The following is a 19,474-nucleotide window of genomic DNA, read 5'->3' as shown; positions in this document are numbered from 1 at the left end:
TCGGTCCGCACCGGACCCTTGCGCAGCGTGCGAGCCTGGAACGTGAGAACCGGCCAGATACTCTGGCCGGTTCTCGTTGTGTTCGGCAGCCTCAGGCATTGAGCTCCCAGAACCAGGGTGCGTCTTCGTGCCAGAGTGCGTCGAGCGGTCGCCCGCTGCCCACCAGGATGTCGTCGTCCCGGCGGCTCACATCGAGGTCGCCCGGTTCGGACCACACGGCAAGGGGTGCGACCGTGAACCGGTCATCGAGTGCGAACCACAGGACACGCTGATCTCGAGGCTGAGTGGGAGGGGCTCGCTGGTGCCGGGTGTGCGTACATGGATTGGTGTCGGGCGGGGGCGGTCGTAGGTGACTTGCATGGGGGTGGATTCCCAGATGCGGGGGAATTCGGGGGTGGTGCGCAGTCTCTGGAACAGGGTTCGTGCTCGGGGTGAACCGTCACGGGTTGGAGACCGGCTTTGGTTTCAGACCCGCGCCGGTCGGCGTGGTGGTTGTTGAGCCCGGCAGGCGATCTGGCTGATTGGCGTGTCAGGGGATTTGGCCGGTGTGTCGCTCGTACGTAGGGCGAACCTGCGACGCGTGACCTGGGATTTCTTGCGTAGGCCGGTTTCTGATCTCTCTTGCATCGATCTGACCTGCGCAAATGCGGCGTAGGTTGGTGCCCTCGGCGGGGCACGCAAAACATGGGCAACCGGAAAACGCCTGTTCATCGTAGGTTCTTATCTGATCTGACGGTCGCAGTCCGCAGTCCCAGCCAGTGTTGCAGGGTTGTGTGAACGGCCTGCAGATCGGGGTGGGGTGACGCGGTCGCCCAGGCGACGTAACCGTCTGGGCGTAGGAGAACGGCGGTGGGTGATTCGTGGCGCGGGCTTGCGGTGACGATGTCGAGTTGGTCGTGCCATTCGCGCAGTGCGTGGGCCAGACGATGGTCGTCGGTCAGGTCGAGGAGGAGTGGTCGTGCGGTCCTGGTCAGTTCGGCCAGTCTGACGGTTCCGTCCGGGGTGGTCAGCTCGAGGTCCGGGGCGAACTGGCCGATGAGTGGGTGAGTGTCGGCACCGCCCATGTCGTAGCGGATGTCAGCGCCTGCGGTGAGGGCGGCGAGGCGTGCGACGGTGTCCTTGTCGTGCAGCAGTTCGGTGAACAGTTCGCGTAAGGCGGTGACGTCGCTGCCGGGGGCGATGAGTGCGGATTGGGCTTGGGCGTAGGTGACCATGCGGGAGGCGGCTTTTCGGCGTTCGGTGTCGTAGGTGTCGAGCAGTCCGATGGGGGCGTTGCCGCGGATTTCGGCGGCGAGTTTCCAGCCGAGGTTGGCCGCGTCCTGGAGGCCGAGGTTGAGCCCGGGGCCGCCGCCCGCAGTGTAGATGTGGGCGGCGTCGCCGATCAGGAACACACGGCGGTCCCGGAATCGGTCGGCGATTCGGGTGTTGCCACCGCTGAGCCGACGCAGCACGTGCGGCCCATGACCGGCCGGTGGGTCCAGTGGCAGGTCGGCTCCGAGGACGCGGCGGATGCTTGCTCGGAGCTCGTCGAGGCTCATTGGTGCGTCGGTGGGTGGCTGGTTCCATTCCAAGGTGCTGATCAGCGGAGGCTGACCGGGGAACGGCGCGTACGAGAACCCGCCGTGCTCGGTGCGCAGTGGCAGGAACGGCTCGATAGTGCCATGTCCGGGTACCGTCAGCGCGCCGGTCGCCGGGTCGACCCAGCCGACCGGGACGGTGGCGTGCGCGGCCCGGCTGGTTGCCCGGTCGTAGGTGACACCGGGGAATTCGATCCCGGATAGCATGCGGGTGCGGCTGCGCGCCCCGTCCGCGCCGACAAGAAACCTGGTCCGCACCCGGTAAGTTCCCTCTGGACCGACGACTTCCACGGTCACCGCATCCTCGTCTTGCGCGAGCCCGACGACCTCGTGCCCGCGTCGGATCACGGCACCGAGTTCGATCGCGCGCTGTTCGAGTACCCGCGTGATGTGGTGTTGCGGGGCCGCGAGCGCGTAGATCGGACTGTGATCGAGCAGACTCAGGTCGAGTGTCATCCCGGCGAACATGAAGTACGCGGTATTCGGTTGTGGCGGCACCGGGCTCGCGCTGAGCGGCTCGTACAAACCCCGCTGGTCCATCAGCCGCACGACCTGGCCGAGCAGGCCGTTGGCTTTCGGTTCCTCGCTCGGTTCGGGCAGTCGTTCGAGCACGATCGGCGTGATCCCCGCCAGGCCGAGTTCGCAGGCCAGCATGAGCCCGTTCGGGCCACCTCCGCTGATCACAATGTCGACGGTCATGGTTTTCCTCCTTCGTGACAGAGCGCCGCCAGACTAGAACCAAAAATTGCGTGCACGCAACTTTGCTTGCACGCAACTATGGTGGGATGCTGGTGAAGTGACAACACGACGGACTGGGTTACGTGAGCAGAAAAAGCAGGCCACCCGCCAGGCTTTGGGCGAGGCGGCGCTGCGGTTGGCACTCGAGCGCGGACCGGACAATGTGCGTGTGGACGACATCGCCGAGGCGGCGGGCGTCTCCCCGAGGACCTACAACAACTACTTCTCCAGTCGCGAGCAGGCGATTGTCTCCGCCGTGACCGCCGAACGCGGGACACGGGTCGCGGCAGCGGTGACAGCCCGGCGCGCCCTCGGCCTCGCCGACGCCGTCATCGACGCGATCGTGGATCAGTACACCGCCCACAGCGAGTCCGGTCGCGAGTTGCTGCTGATCACTACCCACCCCGGGCTGCGTGAGGCGTTCGTGTGCGCCGCGACCGCGATCGCAGATCCCCTCGCCGACGCGATGACCCAGCGCATCGGCGATGCCGAATCGCTCACTGCCCGTGTGCTCGCGGCCGGTGTGACCGCTGCGGTCCGCATTGCCATCGAACAATGGTTACGCCCATCCCCTTCGACCAGCGCGCTTGTCGTGCCGTCCGGCGAACTACCCGGCCTGCTCCGCGCCGCACTCGCGCCGCTCGCCCCCGCACTTGATGTCGCGGAGAGCCGAGGGCGCGAGTGAGCGCCGCGCGACGTGTCACCGAGTCGCGCGCTGGCCGGTACCGCCACCGGGCAGGGCACAGCCTCGAACGGGTGGGAGTCCGGCAGCCCAGCGCGGGCTGGGATTTCGCAGGCCCGGTTGCCGTGATGCCGGGCGTGTCGATGATCGGGTATCGCGATATGGGCGACGCCCTGATCGACCTGCAAGTGGCCGCGACGACGGCGGTCGCCATCCTGATCGAATTCGGGGGCCGCGATCTGATCGTCGACGACGCTCACGGCCGACAAGTGCTCGGCAGCTTCGTGGTTGGGCTGCGCATGGCCGCCGCACGTGTTCGTGGCAGAGGCCCGGCGTGTGTTGAGGTCCGGTTGTCTCCGGCTCGGGTCAACGCGCTATTCGGCGTCGCGCCAAAGGCGTTGGGCGGTGGCATTGTCGCCGCGGAGGACTTGTGGGGAGCCCGGGTGCGGCGATTACGCGAGGAGCTCGCGCAGGCCGAGAACTGGGAGCAACGGTTTTCCTTGGCGAACTCGTTTCTGGCCCAACAGTATAAGCCGCGACACACCCCAGATCCCGAGGTGAACGCGGCCTGGCTTCACCTTCTCGCCTGCGGCGGCCAGGTGAGGGTCGACGCGCTCGCCGAAACCGTTGGCTGGAGCCGTAAACGACTCTGGGCGCGGTTCGAAACCCAGATCGGTCTCACCCCCAAACGGGCGGCGATGCTCGTTCGATTCCGTTGTGCCGTCGAGGGCCTGGTCGCGGGCCTGCCCGCAGCCGAGGTCGCCGCGATATGCGGGTACACCGACCAAGCTCACCTGTGCCGGGACGTGGCGATCTTCGCCGACCGCACACCAGGTGCACTGCAGCCCGACAAGCTGCCCGCCCTCGCCCTGGATCGCCACCGCGCGTGGGGAACATTCTTCCAAGCCTCGACCAGATCGACCGGTCGATAGTGAAGGTCACCTCCGGCGCAGGTCGCCACGCGAGGTGATCACTCTGATCGACGACGAGAGGACACGTGTCGTGACCGACACCCTCGGCAAGCCACAACCCACACAACTCGGCGAAGCGCACTCACCCGGCACACGCATATTGCTGGCCTGCGGCATCCTGGCGCCGCTGCTCAATATCGTTGTCCTGCTGATCCTCGGGGCCATCCGCCCCGACTACAACGCCTGGGTGGTGCCCGACAGCAATCTCGAGCTGGGGCCCGGCGGATGGATGCAGATCACCAATTACATTGTCACCGGACTGCTTCTGCTCGCTTTTGTCACCGGGGTGCGGCGGATCGTGCGAACCTGGCGTGGCGCCACCTGGCTGCCCGTTCTGCTGTGCGCGTACGCCCTCACCTTCGTCGCCATCGGACCGATCCTGCCCGACCCGTCGCTGGGCTACCCGGTCGGCGAACCGGAAACGCTGACGGTGCACGGTGCTGTGCACAGCCTTCTCGGCATTATCCAGTTCGGCTCGCTCACGGCGGCCTGCTTCGTGCTCGCCGACCGCGATAAAGCGCACGGAGAGCACGCGCTGGCCTGGTATTCGACGGTCAACGGCGTGCTGGTCGGGGCCTCTTACGTGGCGTTCGCCCTTACTGCAAAATTGGTGGACGGCGGCCCGGCGGGGCTCATCGAGCGGCTCGGCCTCGTCGCCGCCGGTAGCTGGGTTGCCGTACTGGCGATCCGCCTGATTCGCCGACCGGGCCATCGTGTGTCTGTCGACTAGGTTCTGTGTCGAAGAGAGTGATGGTGTGGCGCCGTGTAGCGGTGCCACACCATCAACTTGTTCAGCAGAAGTTGCTGTCCGCGTTGGCATATAGGCGCGACCTCCGGTATCTGGTTCAGCTGTTGAAGTAGAGCCAGCGGCGGGAACGCTGCGCCCCTGAATACCGGAGATTTCGTGGCTCGCGTAGCGGTGGAACCGTTACTGCCTCGTGGACGAAACGGCAGCTGTCGCCGTACTGGCCGGAGCCATCGGCCGGTCCGGGGGTGCGAGGCGCCCGATCACGGGCCGAGGCGTCCGGGAGGCGGTGGGGTCAGTAAACGTCTACCCTGGCGGTACTGTTCGGTCTCGGCGCCCGTTCACTGTGCGCGGCGCCGTCCACCTCGCCTGCTGAGCAATCCAGAGCGGTGGAATGTTTCCTGGGGAATCGAACCTGCAACGGCAAAATTCGGTTATGACCTGCAAAAACGTGGTCGCGGTTTGGTGCCCTCGGCAGGATTCGAACCTGCGACACCCGCTTTAGGAGAGCGGTGCTCTATCCCCTGAGCTACGAAGGCGTGGGTGGGCTCGGCCCGCCCGGGACGTTCGCAGTCTACCGGGTGGGAGGCTTGGAAGTCGCATCGCTGTCGCGGGGGGATCGCGAGGGATCAGAAGCCGCCGCCGTCGAAACCGCCGCCGTCGAATCCACCTCCGTCGAAACCGCCGCCGTTATCGAAGCCGCCGCCGTAGTCGCCGCCTGAGTCGTACCCTCCGTTGTAGTCGCCACCCGCGTCGTAGCCCCCATCCGCGGCCAGGCCGTCTTGGAAACCTTCGCCGTAACCGCTCTCGAAGCCTTGCGCGCCGTAGGCGACCCCGGACATGCCGGAGAACAGGGACGTGAACAGCAGGGCCGAGCCGACGCCCCAGGCGCCGGCGATCAGTGCGGGCTTCCACCAGGGTTCCGAGTACCACCCGGCGGGTACCGGCCGCCCGGCCACTCGGCCGCCGGGGTAGTAGTTGGGCGTGGATGCCGAGGGATCGGGGGCGGCCGCGATCTGCCTGCCCTCGTAGTCGACTACGCGCTTCTCCGTGACCTGCCCGGCGGTGTCCTGGCCGTCGAGGGCGGGGATCGCGGGGCCCGGGTCCATGTTCATCGCGGTCCGCGCGGCTCTGATGTAGTAGAGCCCTTCCAGCGCGGTTTGCTTCGCCAGTCGTGCCTGAGTGGGCGTGCGGGCCTGGTCGAGTTGTGCGCCGGCCGCGATATGCCGTTCGGAGGCGTCGGCGAGCGCCTGGACGGCTGCGTCGTTGCTGCCGGAGAGGTTGTAGACCTGGCCGCCCAGTCGTTCGTTCACTTGCCGGGCGTCGGCGAGCGCGTCGGCGAGTTCCGTGGCTCCGCGTTGTTTGCCCTGCTGTGTCTGCCATGCCAGTAAGGCGACAAGAACTACGAGCACTACAACGATCAGCAGCCACAACATGGGCACCTCTTCCGCTGGACCTCGGACCAGGCCAGTTTACTGATGGATAGCTGAGGTCTGGCTGAGTCTGCAGGTCAGCGCGCTGCGGCTTGCGCCTCGTCGTAGTCGGCCGGATCGAACGTTTTCGTCTTCCAGCGGTAGAGCACCGTCGCGCCGGGCCAGTTGTTGGTGATCCGGCCGGAGGCGTTGCGGTACCAGCTGGAGCAGAAGTTCCACGGCGTGTCCTTCAGCCGCTGCTGCAGCCAGTCGTCCCAGCGCTGCTCGGTGGCGGCGCTGGCGGCGAGGTAGCGGCCGGGACGGTCGGTCAGGTATTGCACCACCTGGCGGATGTAGCGGGCCTGGGATTCGAGCATGTAGATGATGGAGCCTGCGCCGACGTTGGTGTTCGGACCGTACATCAGGAACAGGTTCGGGAACTGGGGCACCGAAAGCCCCAGGTAGGCGCGGGCGCCTTCGTCGCCCCAGACGTCGGCCAGCTTGCGGCCGCCGAGGCCGTAGATGTTCATCGGCGCCAGGAACTCGGTGCCTTTGAAGCCGGTGCCGAAGATGATGACGTCCACTTCGTGCTCGACGCCGTCGGCGGTGCGGATCCCGGTCGGCGTGATCGACTCGATGGCGGTGGTCTCGACGGTGACGTTCGGCTGGGTCAGCGCCGGGAAGTATTCGTTGGAGAAGAGGCCGCGCTTGCACCCGGCCGCGTAGTCGGGGGTCAGTTTCGCGCGCAGCTCTGCGTCGGGGACCTGCTTTTCCCGGTGCCGGTCGGCCAGCGTGATGACGGGGGTCTTGATTCCCGGAATGTCGGTGAGCCCGAGGGCGAGCAGTTCGAAGACGGACCAGATGGCGAAGCGCTCGAGCAGGCGGCTGGGCGGGAAGTATTTGAACAGCGCGTGGTGCAGGGCGCTGTACTCGACGTCGGCTTTCGGCAGCACCCAGGCCGCCGAACGCTGGAACAGTGTGAGGTGGGCGGCATCCGGCTGGATGCGCGGGATGTACTGGATCGCGCTCGCGCCGGTGCCGATGCAGGCGATCCGCTTGCCGATCAGGTCGACGTCGTGGTCCCACTCGGCGGAGTGGAAGGCGGGGCCGGCGAAGGTGTCGATGCCGGGGATGTTGGGCAGCGCGGGGCGCGAGAGCTGGCCCACCGCCGGGATGAGAACGTCCGCGGTCAGGTGCGCGCCGTCGGCCGTGCGGACGGTCCACCGGCCGGTGCGCTCGTCGAACTCCGCGTCGGTCACCTCGGTGCCGAAGCGGATGAAGCGCCGCAGGCCGTGCTTGTCGGCGACGCCCTGCATGTACGCGTGGATGTCCCGCTGTTCGGAGAAACGCCGTGGCCAGTCGGACTTCGGCTCGTAGGAGAAGGAGTACAGCGGGGAAGGCACGTCGCAGGCCGCGCCGGGGTAGGTGTTCTCCCGCCAGACGCCGCCGAGATCGGTGGCGCGCTCCAGGATGGTGAAGGTGTCCAACCCGGCCCGCCGCAGTTCCAGCGCCATGCCGAGCCCGCCGAATCCGGCTCCGATGATGATGATGGACGGCGTCGTCATGTTTCGAGGGTACGAGCCGGTATCCGCAGGTCCGAAGACATCCGCGGACAATCAATCGGTATTTCCGGCCACCCGGGGTCAGTTCCCGGCGAGCTGCCGCGCGATGACCAGACGCTGAATCTGGTTGGTGCCCTCGAATATCTGCATCACCTTGGCTTCGCGCATATAGCGCTCGACGGGGAAGTCCTGGGTGTAGCCGTAGCCGCCGAAGACCTGGACGGCGTCGGTGGTGACCTTCATGGCGGCGTCGGTCGCCACGAGCTTGGCCACGCTGGCCTGGCGCGAGTACGGCAGCCCCGCGTCGCGGCGGCGGGCGGCGTCGAGGTAGGTGGCGCGGGCGGAATCGACGGCGGCGGCCATGTCGGCGAGCACGAAGCCGAGCCCCTGGTGGTCGATGATGTGGCGGCCGAACGCCTCCCGCTCCTTGGCGTACGCGACGGCCTCGTCGAGCGCGCGCTGCGCCAGGCCGGTGGCGACCGCGGCGATGCCGAGGCGGCCGGAGTCCAAGGCGCTGAAGGCGATCGAAAGTCCCTGGCCCTCGGTGCCGACGCGACGTTCGGCGGGCAGGAACGCGTCGTCGTAGGCGGCGGTCGTGGTGGGCACGGCGCGTAGGCCCATCTTCTCCTCGGGCTTGCCGAAGCTGAGTCCTTCGGTGTCACCGGGAACCAGGAAGCAGGAGATGCCGCGGGAGCCTTCGCCGGTGCGGGCGAACAAGGTGTAGAAGTCGGCGCGGCCACCGTTGGTGATCCAGGCTTTGGCTCCGGTGATCCGGTAGCCGCCCTCGACCGCGGTGGCGCGGCAGCGCAGCGCGGCCGCGTCGGAGCCGGCATGCGGCTCGGAGAGGCTGTAGGCGCCGATGGTCTCGCCGGAGAGCATGCCGGTCAGCCAGCGCTGCTTCTGTTCGTCGGTGCCGAAGGCGAACAGCGGATGGCAGCTGAGGCTGTGCACGCTGACGGCGACGGCCACGGCGGCCCAGCGCGCCGCGAGTTCCTCGAGCACCTGCAGGTACACCTCGTAGGGTTGCGCGCCGCCACCGAATTCCTCCGGATACGGCAGGCTCAGCAATCCGGCGGCGCCCAGCGCGGGGAAGACGCCGTCGGGAAAGATGCCGGTCTTCTCGCACTCGGCCACGCGCGGTTCGAGCACCTTGTCGGCGATGTCGCGGGTCAGTTCCAGCAGATCCCCGGCCTCGGGGGTGGGCAGCATTCGGTCCACTGGCATGTCGTCTACTCCGCGGTCGCTCGATGTGTTTCCCGGGATTCACAGTAACCGGACGAGGCCGGGTGTCCTCGGCGTCGTCCCCGGCGGCGGCGATCACGCACGGCGGCGCGTGGCAGGCCGGGCGCAGGCGGAGATCACGATTCGGGACGATTCCCGCACGGGCGACGAATTCGGTGCAGAATGGCCCGATCGGAGCGGCTCGCCCTCCCTCGGCGCGCGCGTTCGAGTTGGCGAGGCTCGCGCTACCCAGCTGCACGTGCAGCTGTGTGTACAGGTGCGCGATTATCCTGCCGAGGCCCGCGATCGTTCGTGCTGGTCAGCGCCGTTTTGTCGGAGGTGGACCGAAGACGGGTGTGCGCCCGCACGATTGGTTTGTCTCATTCGGGTGATAACGGTTCCCCCGCCTGGCGCACCGACGCCACACTCGACTACGACAAAACTGTTCGGATTCGGGGTCGACCGGCGTGTCGGCGGCGACGCAGGGGGTGCCGCCGCCACGTCGGCCCGGAGCGCTGGTCCCGGTGGCGTCGCCTGTTCTAATATCTGCGTATGAATGCAGATAATCAGGAAGTGCGGCCGCCGCTCGCGGAAGATCAGGTCGGCCTGGTTGTCGAGGCGTTCCGCATGCTCGCCGACCCCACCCGCGTCCAAGTGCTGTGGGCGTTGGTCGATCACGAACTGTCGGTGAACGACCTGGCCGGACAGGTTCGCAAGCCCGCGTCCTCGGTGTCGCAGCATCTGGCCAAACTGCGGATGGCGAGGTTGGTGAACACCCGCCGGGCTGGGACGACGATCTTCTATCGCCTGGAGAACGAGCACGTCCGCCAGCTGGTGGTGGACGCGGTGTACAACGCCGAGCACGCCGGGCCCGGCGTTCCCGCGCACCACCGCGGCGCTGCCGCTGTACGCGAGTTCTCCGGCCGAGGCGAGGCGAGTGCGTCATGACCCACCGGCATCATCACCCGCACCACCACCATGCCGGGCAGCATCACCGGCACCGGCCGGGCGCGCTCGGCGTGCTGCGGGAGATCTTCGTCCCGCACAGCCACGACGCCGCCGACAGCATGGACGACGCGCTGGAGGCCAGTGCGCTCGGCATCCGCGCGGTCAAGATCAGTTTGCTCGTGCTCGGCTGCACCGCGGTGCTGCAACTGGCGATCGTCGCCGCGTCCGGATCGGTGGCCCTGGCCGCGGACACCGTGCACAACTTCTCCGACGCGCTGACCGCGGTGCCGTTGTGGATCGCGTTCGCCCTCGGCCGCAGAGCCGCGACCCGGCGCTACACCTATGGATTCGGCCGTGCGGAGGATCTGGCCGGACTGTTCGTCGTCGCGATGATCGCCTTGTCGGCGCTGGTCGCCGGATACCAGGCGGTGCGCAGGCTGCTGGATCCGGTGCCGCTCGACCATGTGGGCTGGGTCGCCGCGGCCGGGTTGGTCGGGTTCCTCGGCAACGAGACCGTCGCGCTGTACCGGATCCGGGTGGGGCGGCGGATCGGCTCGGCGGCGCTGGTCGCCGACGGTCTGCACGCGCGCACCGACGGGTTCACCTCGCTGGCGGTCCTGCTCGGTGCGGGGGGAGTGGCGCTGGGCTTCCCGCAGGCCGATCCGATCGTCGGCCTGCTCATCACCATCGCGATTCTCGCGGTGTTGCGCATCGCGGCCCGTGACGTGCTGCGCCGCTTGATGGACGCCGTCGAGCCCGGCTTGGTCACCGCGGCGGAGCGGGCGCTGGCCGCCGAGCCGGGCGTGCAGGGCGTGCGCAGCCTGCGGATGCGCTGGATCGGCCATCGGCTGCACGCCGATGTCGAATTGGACGTCGCGCCGACGATCACGCTCGCGGCCGCGCATCGGGTCGCGCACGAAGCCCAGCACACCCTTACCCATGTGGTGCCCAAGCTGGATACGGCCGTGGTGCACGCCTACCCGGCACACGCCGAGCTCGTGCCAGGGGCATAGGGATCCGCTATCGAGGTCGCGGTCCGGGACGGCCGAAACCGCGTTTTCCCGCTACCGAGTTCGCCGTGCCGACCTGACCAGCGCAAACTGAGGGCGCACGCCCTCGGATGGCCGCTCGCGAATTCGGCCCGCGGGCGTTGACCGGGGCGGTCTACCGTTGGGTAGCATCGCCCGTGTGATGTGGCTCATGGTCGATGCGTGCTGAACCATGCCGCCGCGTGTACCGACTTTCGCTCAGCTTCCCGACCTGGTCTTACGCCGTCGCATCCCGGATGATTCCGACGCCGTCGCGTCGGAGACGGATCTCGCCCCCCACCGTGCCGAGCGCGCGATCGCGCGCACGTGGTCTGCGCCGCCGTCGGACCCACCCGTTGCCGTTACGGCGAACATCGACGGCGCACGGTGGCCGAACGCCATCGGCGCGACGTGGCGCCCGCGGTTCGGAATCGAGACCGGTTCGATGTCCCGCACGAATCTCGGTCCGCGTTGCGGGCCTCGGGTCCGACGCTGCGTGAGGAGCGCGCTCGGCTCCGAAACCTCCCGTGCTTTCGGTTCTCGCGGCGGCACGGGCACCGTGGCATCGGTGGCTCCCGAAGGCGCGCTGTCGTACGCCGTGCTCACCAGCGGCGAACCGATTCGGTACCCCGAAGCGACCCGCCCGGTGGGATCGCTCGACGGGATCGCATCGCGGATCCCGATGGTGACCGAAACCGACTTGGCTTTCTGACGGGAAGTCACCGAAGAAAAGGAGTACCGATGTTGAGCACTATGCAGGACGAGCCGTTGTCGCTGGCCACGTTGCTGCGCTACGCATCGACGTTCGCCGGGGATTCGACTGTGTCGACGTGGACCGGTACCGGCGTGCGCACCATGACCTACCGGGAGGTCGGCGCCGAATCGGCGCGGTTGGCGAACGCGTTGCGCTCGTTGGGCATCGGGGTCGGTGACCGGGTCGGCACGTTCATGTGGAACAACAACGAGCACTTGGTCGCCTACATCGCGGTGCCCGCGATGGGTGCGGTGCTGCACGCGTTGAACATCCGGTTGTTCCCCGAGCAGGTCGTCTACGTGGCCAACCACGCCGAGGACCAGGTGGTGCTGGTGGACGGCAGCCTGGTGCCGCTGTTCGGGCAGATCCTGCCGCACCTGACGACCGTCCGGCACGTCATCGTGGTCAACGGCGACGCGGCGACTCTCACCGCGCCCGAGGGCGTGCAGGTGCACTCCTACACCGAGTTGCTGGGCACGCAGCCGGACACCTACGACTTCCCGGTCATCGACGAGCGCGCCGCCGCGGCGATGTGCTACACCTCCGGCACCACGGGTGATCCGAAGGGCGTGGTGTACTCACATCGCTCGAACTGGCTGCACGCCATGCAGGTGGCCGCCAACAACGGCATGGGTCTGTTCGAAACCGACACGATCCTGGCCATCGTCCCGCTGTTCCACGCCAACGCCTGGGGCCTGCCGTACGCGGCGCTGATGTCCGGGTCGAATCTGCTCATGCCCGACCGGTTCCTGCAGCCGGGGCCGCTGCTGGAGTGCATGGCCGCGCAGCAGCCGACCTTCGCCGCAGCGGTCCCGACCATCTGGGGTGGGGTGCTGGCGGCGCTGGCGGCCAATCCGCAGGACATCACGCATCTGCGTGCGGTGGTGGTGGGTGGTTCGGCCGTGCCGCCGTCGATGATGCGCACCTTCGAGGACTCCCACGGCGTGCGGGTGCTGCACGCGTGGGGCATGACCGAGACCTCGCCGCTGGGCAGTGTCGCGCATCCGCCCGCCACCGCGGTCACCGACGAGCAGAAGTGGGCCTACCGGGTGACTCAGGGCCGTTTCCCCGCCGGTGTGCAGGCGCGTCTGGTCGGTGACGACGGCGTCGTGCCCAACGACGGTGAGTCGCTGGGTGAGGTGCAGGTGCGCGGTCCGTGGATCACCGGCTCGTACTACTCGCCCGACGGCACGGTGGTCGATCCGGAGAAGTTCGACGACGGCTGGCTGCGCACCGGCGACGTCGGCAAGATCAGCCCCGACGGTTACCTGACCCTGGTGGACCGCTCCAAGGACGTGATCAAGTCCGGCGGCGAGTGGATCTCGTCGGTGGATCTGGAGAACGCCGTGATCGCCCACCCGGCGGTCGCCGAGGCCGCGGTGATCGGCGTGCCGGACGACAAGTGGGACGAGCGCCCGCTGGTGGCGATCGTGCTGGCCGAGGGAGCCGAGGCCAAGCCGGAGGAGTTGCGGGAGTTCCTGGCCGACAAGTTCGCCAAATGGCAGTTGCCCGAACGGTGGACGTTCATCGCCGAGGTCCCCAAAACCAGCGTGGGCAAGTTCGACAAGAAGCGGTTGCGCAGCCAGTACGCCGACGGCGACCTGGACGTCACCACCCTGTCCTGACACCGCCGCCCCGCGTCACCACTTCAGCATCGGCAGTGGCGACGCGGGGTGGGTCCGCACCCGCCGCGCGGCCAGCGCCACCAGCTTGCGGTGGAAGCCGTGGTTCGGATAGCGCTTCGCCAGTTCGCGATAGCTCCGCCGCGCGATCCCGAACCGGCCGAGCAGGCCCAGCTCGACGTCGATCGCGTCGGCGCGCCGGAAGATCTCCACCGGGTCGTGCGGCGGGCCCGCCGGGCGGATCTTGTGATGCTGGTCGATCATCCGCACCACCAGCTCGGTGAGGTCGTCGCGGTCGATGCTCGCCAGCCAGGCGCGCGCCTGGTCGCACGAAGGCGCGAGGTAATCGAAGCTGCCCGCCGACCAGATGCCGATGTCGTGCAGGGCGGCCGCGGTGAGGAACTCCTCGCGGGTGCTCGGCGGGGGTTGCCGATCGGCGGCCAGGAGGTCGCACAGCGCCAGGACGCGCAGGACGTGATTGGTGTAGGCGACGCGATCCGCCCCGAGCTGTTGCCGCCACGGCGCGAGCCGGGCCTCGACCTCTTCGCGAAGATCGTTGCTGCTCATGGCGGTTCACCCTACGCGTAGGCGGCCGCCGCGACGGGCGGCGACGCGCGGGCGCGCGGCCCCGGACACGAGAACACCCGGCGCCGCGAAACAGTTTGCCGCGCCGGGTGTTCAGCTCGTGGATCAGCAGTTGCGCAGTTCCGGGCTCTGGTTGAGCAGCTGGGCCCGGGTGCCGATGAACGTGGTGTAGGTCTCGCCCCCCACCGCGGAGAGCGGGAACGCGGCGACCCGGTGGCAGTTCTGGAAAGCGAGCTTCACGCCGAAGTGCCGCTCCAGTCCACCGCGGATCGCGTCGGAGGCCATGGCTCGCAACAGTTGCCCGCGCGCCGTTTCGTCGGGCGGAGCGATCGTGTTGTCGGCGAATTCCGCCGTACCGGAACTCAGTTCACCCGCCACCCGGCTGACCACTTCCCAGGCGTAGGGCAGGGAAGTGCGCACGACCTCGACGAAGTCGGCGTCGTCGACCTCGCCTCGCTCGGCGCGTTCGAGTAGTGCGGTGGGGACATCAAGGGACATGGCGCTCTCCTCCAAATGCTGGACGTCGATGCGATGTCCGAGTCTAATCGAAAGTCGTTGTCAATAATGCTGGATTCGGCGCGAAAGTGCTTTTTCCAGTGCGGCTTTCGTGTCGGCGGCCAACGTCGCAACCAATTCGCCCGCAGGTAGCTCCGGTGCCAGCGCATGGGTCTGGCCCGCCCAGAGGTTGACCTCGTCGGGGTTGCCGGACGCTCGTGCGGCGGCCCGCAGCGGGGCGGTGGCGTAATGGATCTCCGGGTATCCGACCGGCGCGGTGGCGGTGTGTCGCAGCAGGAATCGGTTGCGCAACCCGCGCGCCCTGCGTCCGGTGAACGCGCGCGTGAGCATCGTCGGGGTGTCGGTGGCCAACGCGGTGCGGTGCACCTGGTTGGTGCCCGCTTCGGGGCAGCGCAGGAATACCGTGCCCAGTTGCGCGGCCGCGGCGCCCGCCGCGAGCGCGGCGGCGATGCCCGCGCCCGTCGCGAGGCCCCCGGTGGCCACCAGCGGCAGGTCGGTCGCGGCGGTGAGCAGTTGTAGCAGCGCCAGCAGGCTGAGCGGGTCGGCGGCGTCGTCGGCCGGGCGATCCACGAACGTCGCGCGGTGCCCGCCGGCCTCGGCCCCCTGGGCGATGAGCACGTCGGCGCCCGCCTCCGCCGCGACGCGCGCCTCGTCGACCGACGTGACGGTCACCCAGACCTCGGAACCGGCGGCGTGCAGCCGCTCGATGTCCGCCGCGGCGGGGCAGCCGAAGGTGAAGGACACCGCGGCGACCGGATCGGCGGCGAGCAGATCGAGCTTGGCGTCCCAGTCGTCGGTGTCGAAGCGTGGATCGCCGAGCTGGTGGTCGGCGCCGAGTTCGGCGAGATAGTCCGAGAGCTCGGCGACGGGAGTCGGGGGCCCCGGTACGAAGAGGTTCACGCCGAACCGCTTGCCGGTGAGCGCGCGGGTGGCCGCGATCCGGGCGGCGGTGTCGGCGGCGCTCAGATAGCCGGCGGCCAGCTGGCCGAAACCGCCCGCCTCGGCGACCGCGGCGGTCAGTCCGGGAGTGGAGGGGCCACCCGCCATGGGGGCCAGCACGATCGGAACGTCCAAGTGGTCCAGGATCACGGTCCGATTCTCGCGCATTTGGACATGTGACTCAGGCCTCACCAGCGTTTTTCCGCCGGAAGGTTGCGGAATGGTCACGACGAGGTAGAGTTCCCGTCACGACGGATGCCAAACCGTTATCCGCTCGGCGTCACCGGATCGTTATAGAACCGGCTCGGCTCGGGCTTCGGCATCCGGGACCCAGTTGTACGACCAAGGATTCAGCTTTGTCGCAGCACCGTGTTGGCCCCAGTTCCATTACCGTCCAGAGCCTCCTCGGCGAGGGCGGCGAAACGGGCCGTCCGACGCGGCACCGTGCCGAACCGTCCGCTACCGAGCGCGTGAAGGCCGCCGCCACCGCCGCTGTCGCGGCGGGCGCGCTGATCGGCGCGGCCAGCCAGGTCGCTCCCGCGCTGGCCTACGCCGCGCCGCTGCTGCCGGGTTCGCACGACGCCGACGAGGAGCAGCAGGCCGCGCCCGCCACCGTGAAGGGTACGAGCATCCTGCCCGTCGCCGAGGCGAAGGCCGCCGCCGAGCCGGTCGCGCAGCCCGCGCCGGAGCCCGTCGCGGTCGCGGGCCAGATCGCGGCCCCGGTCGCCGCTCCGTTCGGCATCCCCAATCTTCCCCCGGAGATCGCGGCTCCCCTGGCCCAGGCCGAGGAGGCCCTCAAGGGCGTACAGCAGCAGGTCGCACCGGCGCCCGCCGTGCGCCCCGTGGCCGGCGGGATCAGCTCCGGCTTCGGCAGCCGCTGGGGCGCCATGCACTACGGCCTCGACTTCGCCGACGCGCTGGGCGCGCCCATCCACTCGGTCAGCAACGGCACCGTGATCGAGGCGGGGCCCGCCTCCGGTTTCGGCTTGTGGGTGCGCGTGCTGCAGGACGACGGCACCACCGCGGTCTACGGCCACGTGAACGAGATGTTCGTGCACGCGGGCCAGCGGGTGAACGCGGGCGACGTGATCGCCACCGTCGGCAACCGGGGCCAGTCCACCGGTCCGCACCTGCACCTGGAGATCTGGGACCAGTCCGGCGCCAAAATCGACCCGCTGCCCTACCTGGCAGCCAAGGGCGTGCCCATGGAGTGGGGCCCGTCCGCCCACTGATATCCCCTGTCCGGCTTGATATTCCGATCAGCGCATGGTTGCGCGCAGCGAAGCTTCCCGTGTCCTGGTGACGCGGGAAGCGGTTCGCGTCCGGGTCTCGGAGAACCGCCCAATAGGCACCGGTCGGTCGCTAGGCTCGGGCCGTGATCGAGCTGGGCGACATCTTCGAGCCTGGGTCGCCGCACGGCCGCGTCTACGCCGTGCTGGTGCACCATCCGCAATCGAGTCTCGCCGATATCGCGCAGTACCTGGGCGTTTCGGAAGACCTCGCCGCGGAGTCGTTGGATGTCTTGTGTGAAGTGCGCGCCGCGGTCCGCGTCGAGTCGCCCGAGGGCGAACCGCTGTGGGACGCGCACGCGCCGGAATCGTTGTCCGAAGCCGAGGCACGGCGCAGGCAACAGGAGATCAATCAGATGCACGCCGCCGCGGCGCGGTTGAGCGAGACGTTCCGCTCGGTGCGCCGCTCGCCCCGCGGCAACGGCGCGGTCGTGCCGGTTTACGAGCGCCTCGAGATGCTGGCGGATTTCGAGGAGATGCAGACCGGTGCGCGCAGCTGCGTCAAGTTGGTCGAGCGCGGCCCCTATCTCAGCGATCCGGAACGCGAACGCCAGCTGTTCGAGCTCAAACGCGCCAGGCTCGGTGACGGGATCCGCTACCAAACCCTGTACCAGGACACCGTCTACCAGGATCCGGAGCGGCTGCGGTACGCGCTGTCCACCAACGCCAGCGGCGCGCAGGCCAGAACCCTGCCGGATCCGCCGTTCAAACTGATCATCAGCGATGACGAGCGGGCCAGCCTGGTGCTGCACGCCGACGAACGCAGGCCCGACCCGATGGGTCTGCGCATCACCGGTTCCCCCACGCTCGAGCTGCTGATCAAGACCTTCGACGTCCTGTGGACGATGGCCGCGCCCATCTCGGTGAATCCGTCCGCGGAGGCGCTGGACGAACGCGATCGCGCGATTCTGACCCTGATGGGATTGGGCGCCACCGACGACACGATCGCGCGCAGGCTCGGCATGTCCCGGCGCACGGTGGTCCGCCGGACCGCCCGGCTGTTGGAGCGCCTCGGGGCGAGCACGAGATTCCAGGCGGGGGTGCAGGCCACCCGGCGCGGCTGGTTGTGAGCAAGCTCACCGATCGAGGGAGTCCTGCAACATGGCGCGCTTCGCGCCGATATAACGGCAGGCGTCAAGCAAGACACCGATTCCATGGGGAGTGGGCGGCGTCCGAAGAGAGGACAGCAGCACCGAAGGGGGACGCGGACCGCACCGACGGCAGCCGCGGCAATCCGATACAGCGCGCGGGTTGGGCAGTCAAGCCCCTATATGATTGCTCGGTCCGCGCTGGCCCCGGATAACGAACCCTGAGCAGGGTACGGCCCGGGTCCTGGCTCGATGCGAGAGGTGAATGCACTCGAATGGAAACCGCCCGTCGCTCTGCTCGCGGTAGCCGTCGCCGCAGGTCGGGCAGTCCGCTCTTCGCGCAACTGCTCACCGCCGCGGTCGAGTCCGCCGCCACCGAGGTCGCGATCCGGTTCAACCCGACGGGAGATCCGGCCGACGATCGGGAGCTCACCTACGCCGAACTGGACGCGGCGTCCTCGCGACTGGCCAGGGAGCTGATCGAGCGTGGCGTCGGGCCCGGCGACGTGGTCGCCATCGGGATCTCCCGCAGCGTGGAGTCGGTGCTCGCCGTCTGGGCGATCGCCAAGACCGGCGCGGCCTACGTGCCGGTGGATCCGACCTATCCCACCGACCGGATCAACCACATCGTCGCCGACTCCGGCGCCACGGTGGGCCTGACCACCTCGGCGCACCGCCCGGTGCTCGGCACCGGCGTGTACTGGATCGAGCTGGACGACCCGGTGCAGGCCGCGCGCATCGCCGCGCGCCCGGAGCACCCCATCTCCTACACCGACCGGGTCCGCCCGCTGGACGAGCGGCACCCCGCCTACGTCATCTACACCTCCGGGTCCACCGGCAAGCCGAAGGGCGTCGTGGTGACCCACAGCGGCCTGGCCGGGCTGGTCGCCGCCGAGCGCGAGCACTACGGCGTGACCGAGGAGTCGCGCGTGCTGCACGTCTGCTCGCCGAACTTCGACGTCTCGGTGCTCGAACTGCTGCTGGCCTTCTCCTCCGGCGCGACGCTGGTCATCGCGCCGCCGTCGGTGTTCGGCGGTTTCGAGCTGGCCGATCTGCTGCGCCGCGAGCACGTCACGCACATGCTCATCACGCCGGGCGCTCTGGAGTCGGTCGACCCGGCGGGACTGGACGACCTGCAGGCCGTGGTGGTTGCCGGTGACAAGTTCGGCCCCGAACTGGTCGGCCGCTGGTCGGCCGAGCGCGAGTTCTACAACGGCTACGGGCCCACCGAGGCGACGATCCTGGCCACCAGCACGCCGCCGATGTCGCCGGGCGAACCCATCACGATCGGCACGGCCATCCCGGGAGTCGGCGCGTTCGTGCTGGACTCGCGGCTTCGGCCGGTGCCTGCCGGTGTGGTCGGCGAGCTGTATCTGTCCGGCCCCGCGCTGGCGCAGGGCTACCTCAACCGGCCGGGCCTGACCGCGGAGCGATTCGTCGCCAGCCCGTTCGGCGCCGACACCGGCAACCCCGGAGCGCGGCTCTACCGCACCGGTGACCTGGTGCGCCGCGCCGAGTCCGCGGGCCAGGACGGCGGTGTCATCGAATACCTGGGCCGCTCGGACTTCCAGGTGAAGATCCGCGGCTTCCGTATCGAACTGGGTGAGATCGACAACGCGCTCACCGGCCACCGAGACATCGACTTCGCGGCCACCCTGGGCAAGTCGCTGCCGTCGGGCGCGACCGCGCTGGTGTCCTATGTGCTGCCGCGACCGGGAGCCGACGTGGACACCGACGCGCTCACCGAGTTCATCGCCGAGTCGCTGCCCGCGTACATGATTCCCGCCTCGATCATGG

General features: G+C 68.7%; 18 protein-coding genes and 1 tRNA gene. 10 read left to right on the top strand and 9 right to left on the bottom strand.

Going from position 1 to position 19,474, the window contains the following annotated elements; genetic code table 11:
* Positions 1-91 precede the first annotated feature (91 nt).
* Both NNI01S_RS36440 and NNI01S_RS32455 read right to left on the bottom strand, forming a co-directional pair.
* Complete coding sequence (locus NNI01S_RS36440; RefSeq protein WP_281180715.1) at positions 92-217, bottom strand: hypothetical protein; 126 nt, start codon at positions 215-217, stop codon at positions 92-94.
* 490 nt (positions 218-707) lie between these two features.
* Positions 708-2,276 (bottom strand): FAD-dependent monooxygenase, encoded by a 1,569-nt coding sequence (locus NNI01S_RS32455; RefSeq protein WP_063025302.1) that lies wholly within the window; start codon positions 2,274-2,276, stop codon positions 708-710.
* A 97-nt stretch (positions 2,277-2,373) separates the two neighbouring features.
* Here NNI01S_RS32455 and NNI01S_RS32450 point away from each other — a divergent pair, with 97 nt between their 5' ends.
* The 3 genes from NNI01S_RS32450 (at position 2,374) to NNI01S_RS32440 (ending at position 4,698) form a co-directional block, all read left to right on the top strand.
* The gene (locus NNI01S_RS32450) at positions 2,374-3,000 is read left to right on the top strand and encodes a TetR/AcrR family transcriptional regulator (RefSeq protein ID WP_063025301.1); all 627 of its coding nucleotides are present in this window, start codon (positions 2,374-2,376) and stop codon (positions 2,998-3,000) included.
* Between the two features lie 71 nt (positions 3,001-3,071).
* Complete coding sequence (locus tag NNI01S_RS32445) at positions 3,072-3,929, top strand: helix-turn-helix domain-containing protein (protein ID WP_063025299.1); 858 nt, start codon at positions 3,072-3,074, stop codon at positions 3,927-3,929.
* 70 nt (positions 3,930-3,999) lie between these two features.
* The gene (locus tag NNI01S_RS32440; protein ID WP_169813055.1) at positions 4,000-4,698 is read left to right on the top strand and encodes a DUF998 domain-containing protein; all 699 of its coding nucleotides are present in this window, start codon (positions 4,000-4,002) and stop codon (positions 4,696-4,698) included.
* Positions 4,699-5,176: 478 nt separating this feature from the next.
* Here the strand turns inward: NNI01S_RS32440 and NNI01S_RS32435 are convergent.
* The 4 genes from NNI01S_RS32435 to NNI01S_RS32420 all read right to left on the bottom strand — a co-directional run bounded on the left by NNI01S_RS32435 (position 5,177) and on the right by NNI01S_RS32420 (position 8,911).
* Positions 5,177-5,252, bottom strand: a tRNA-Arg gene (locus NNI01S_RS32435).
* Positions 5,253-5,342: 90 nt separating this feature from the next.
* A complete protein-coding gene (locus NNI01S_RS32430; RefSeq protein ID WP_063025295.1) occupies positions 5,343-6,149 on the bottom strand; it encodes a hypothetical protein in 807 nt (268 codons plus the stop codon).
* A 74-nt stretch (positions 6,150-6,223) separates the two neighbouring features.
* The gene (locus NNI01S_RS32425) at positions 6,224-7,690 is read right to left on the bottom strand and encodes a flavin-containing monooxygenase (RefSeq protein ID WP_063025293.1); all 1,467 of its coding nucleotides are present in this window, start codon (positions 7,688-7,690) and stop codon (positions 6,224-6,226) included.
* A gap of 78 nt (positions 7,691-7,768) precedes the next feature.
* A complete protein-coding gene (locus NNI01S_RS32420) occupies positions 7,769-8,911 on the bottom strand; it encodes an acyl-CoA dehydrogenase family protein (protein ID WP_063025291.1) in 1,143 nt (380 codons plus the stop codon).
* Between the two features lie 549 nt (positions 8,912-9,460).
* Between NNI01S_RS32420 and NNI01S_RS32415 the strand changes: the two genes are divergently transcribed.
* The 4 genes from NNI01S_RS32415 (at position 9,461) to NNI01S_RS32400 (ending at position 13,263) form a co-directional block, all read left to right on the top strand.
* The gene (locus NNI01S_RS32415) at positions 9,461-9,856 is read left to right on the top strand and encodes an ArsR/SmtB family transcription factor (protein WP_063025289.1); all 396 of its coding nucleotides are present in this window, start codon (positions 9,461-9,463) and stop codon (positions 9,854-9,856) included.
* Positions 9,853-10,869, top strand: coding sequence for a cation diffusion facilitator family transporter (locus tag NNI01S_RS32410; RefSeq protein ID WP_063025287.1), 1,017 nt, complete (start codon positions 9,853-9,855; stop codon positions 10,867-10,869). Before NNI01S_RS32415 ends, NNI01S_RS32410 begins: the two co-directional genes overlap by 4 nt.
* Positions 10,870-11,452: 583 nt before the next feature.
* On the top strand, positions 11,453-11,596 hold the full coding sequence (locus NNI01S_RS35105; RefSeq protein WP_157115154.1) for a hypothetical protein: 144 nt from the start codon (positions 11,453-11,455) through the stop codon (positions 11,594-11,596).
* A gap of 29 nt (positions 11,597-11,625) precedes the next feature.
* Positions 11,626-13,263 (top strand): long-chain fatty acid--CoA ligase, encoded by a 1,638-nt coding sequence (locus tag NNI01S_RS32400; RefSeq protein WP_063025283.1) that lies wholly within the window; start codon positions 11,626-11,628, stop codon positions 13,261-13,263.
* A gap of 15 nt (positions 13,264-13,278) precedes the next feature.
* On the opposite strand, the gene NNI01S_RS32395 is transcribed toward NNI01S_RS32400, so the two are convergent.
* The 3 genes from NNI01S_RS32395 to NNI01S_RS32385 form a co-directional block, all read right to left on the bottom strand.
* Positions 13,279-13,827 (bottom strand): HD domain-containing protein, encoded by a 549-nt coding sequence (locus NNI01S_RS32395; RefSeq protein WP_063025281.1) that lies wholly within the window; start codon positions 13,825-13,827, stop codon positions 13,279-13,281.
* Positions 13,828-13,950: 123 nt separating this feature from the next.
* Complete coding sequence (locus tag NNI01S_RS32390) at positions 13,951-14,343, bottom strand: SCO5389 family protein (protein ID WP_063025279.1); 393 nt, start codon at positions 14,341-14,343, stop codon at positions 13,951-13,953.
* A gap of 60 nt (positions 14,344-14,403) precedes the next feature.
* Positions 14,404-15,468 (bottom strand): nitronate monooxygenase, encoded by a 1,065-nt coding sequence (locus NNI01S_RS32385; protein WP_174554546.1) that lies wholly within the window; start codon positions 15,466-15,468, stop codon positions 14,404-14,406.
* Positions 15,469-15,656: 188 nt separating this feature from the next.
* Here NNI01S_RS32385 and NNI01S_RS35635 point away from each other — a divergent pair, with 188 nt between their 5' ends.
* From NNI01S_RS35635 to NNI01S_RS32370, 3 genes are all read left to right on the top strand, one after another.
* Entirely contained in the window at positions 15,657-16,532 is an 876-nt protein-coding gene (locus tag NNI01S_RS35635) for a M23 family metallopeptidase (protein WP_063025277.1), read from the top strand.
* Between the two features lie 143 nt (positions 16,533-16,675).
* The gene (locus tag NNI01S_RS32375) at positions 16,676-17,659 is read left to right on the top strand and encodes a helix-turn-helix domain-containing protein (protein ID WP_063025275.1); all 984 of its coding nucleotides are present in this window, start codon (positions 16,676-16,678) and stop codon (positions 17,657-17,659) included.
* 293 nt (positions 17,660-17,952) lie between these two features.
* Positions 17,953-19,474 (top strand): non-ribosomal peptide synthetase (locus NNI01S_RS32370; protein WP_157115153.1); only part of this gene is annotated, 1,522 nt, incomplete at its 3' end.

This window comes from Nocardia niwae NBRC 108934 = DSM 45340 (assembly GCF_001613465.1).
Lineage (GTDB): Bacteria > Actinomycetota > Actinomycetes > Mycobacteriales > Mycobacteriaceae > Nocardia > Nocardia niwae.
The sequence above is the reverse complement of the archived record's forward strand: the minus strand, read 5'-3'. Positions and strand labels throughout refer to the sequence as shown.

Coding starts and splice junctions, on each gene's coding strand:
- NNI01S_RS32455 (WP_063025302.1), bottom strand. CDS start 2,276: ATGACCGTCGACATTGTGATCAGCGGAGGTGGCCCGAACGGGCTCATG.
- NNI01S_RS32430 (WP_063025295.1), bottom strand. CDS start 6,149: ATGTTGTGGCTGCTGATCGTTGTAGTGCTCGTAGTTCTTGTCGCCTTA.
- NNI01S_RS32425 (WP_063025293.1), bottom strand. CDS start 7,690: ATGACGACGCCGTCCATCATCATCATCGGAGCCGGATTCGGCGGGCTC.
- NNI01S_RS32420 (WP_063025291.1), bottom strand. CDS start 8,911: ATGCCAGTGGACCGAATGCTGCCCACCCCCGAGGCCGGGGATCTGCTG.
- NNI01S_RS32415 (WP_063025289.1), top strand. CDS start 9,461: ATGAATGCAGATAATCAGGAAGTGCGGCCGCCGCTCGCGGAAGATCAG.
- NNI01S_RS32410 (WP_063025287.1), top strand. CDS start 9,853: ATGACCCACCGGCATCATCACCCGCACCACCACCATGCCGGGCAGCAT.
- NNI01S_RS32400 (WP_063025283.1), top strand. CDS start 11,626: ATGTTGAGCACTATGCAGGACGAGCCGTTGTCGCTGGCCACGTTGCTG.
- NNI01S_RS32395 (WP_063025281.1), bottom strand. CDS start 13,827: ATGAGCAGCAACGATCTTCGCGAAGAGGTCGAGGCCCGGCTCGCGCCG.
- NNI01S_RS32390 (WP_063025279.1), bottom strand. CDS start 14,343: ATGTCCCTTGATGTCCCCACCGCACTACTCGAACGCGCCGAGCGAGGC.
- NNI01S_RS32385 (WP_174554546.1), bottom strand. CDS start 15,468: ATGCGCGAGAATCGGACCGTGATCCTGGACCACTTGGACGTTCCGATC.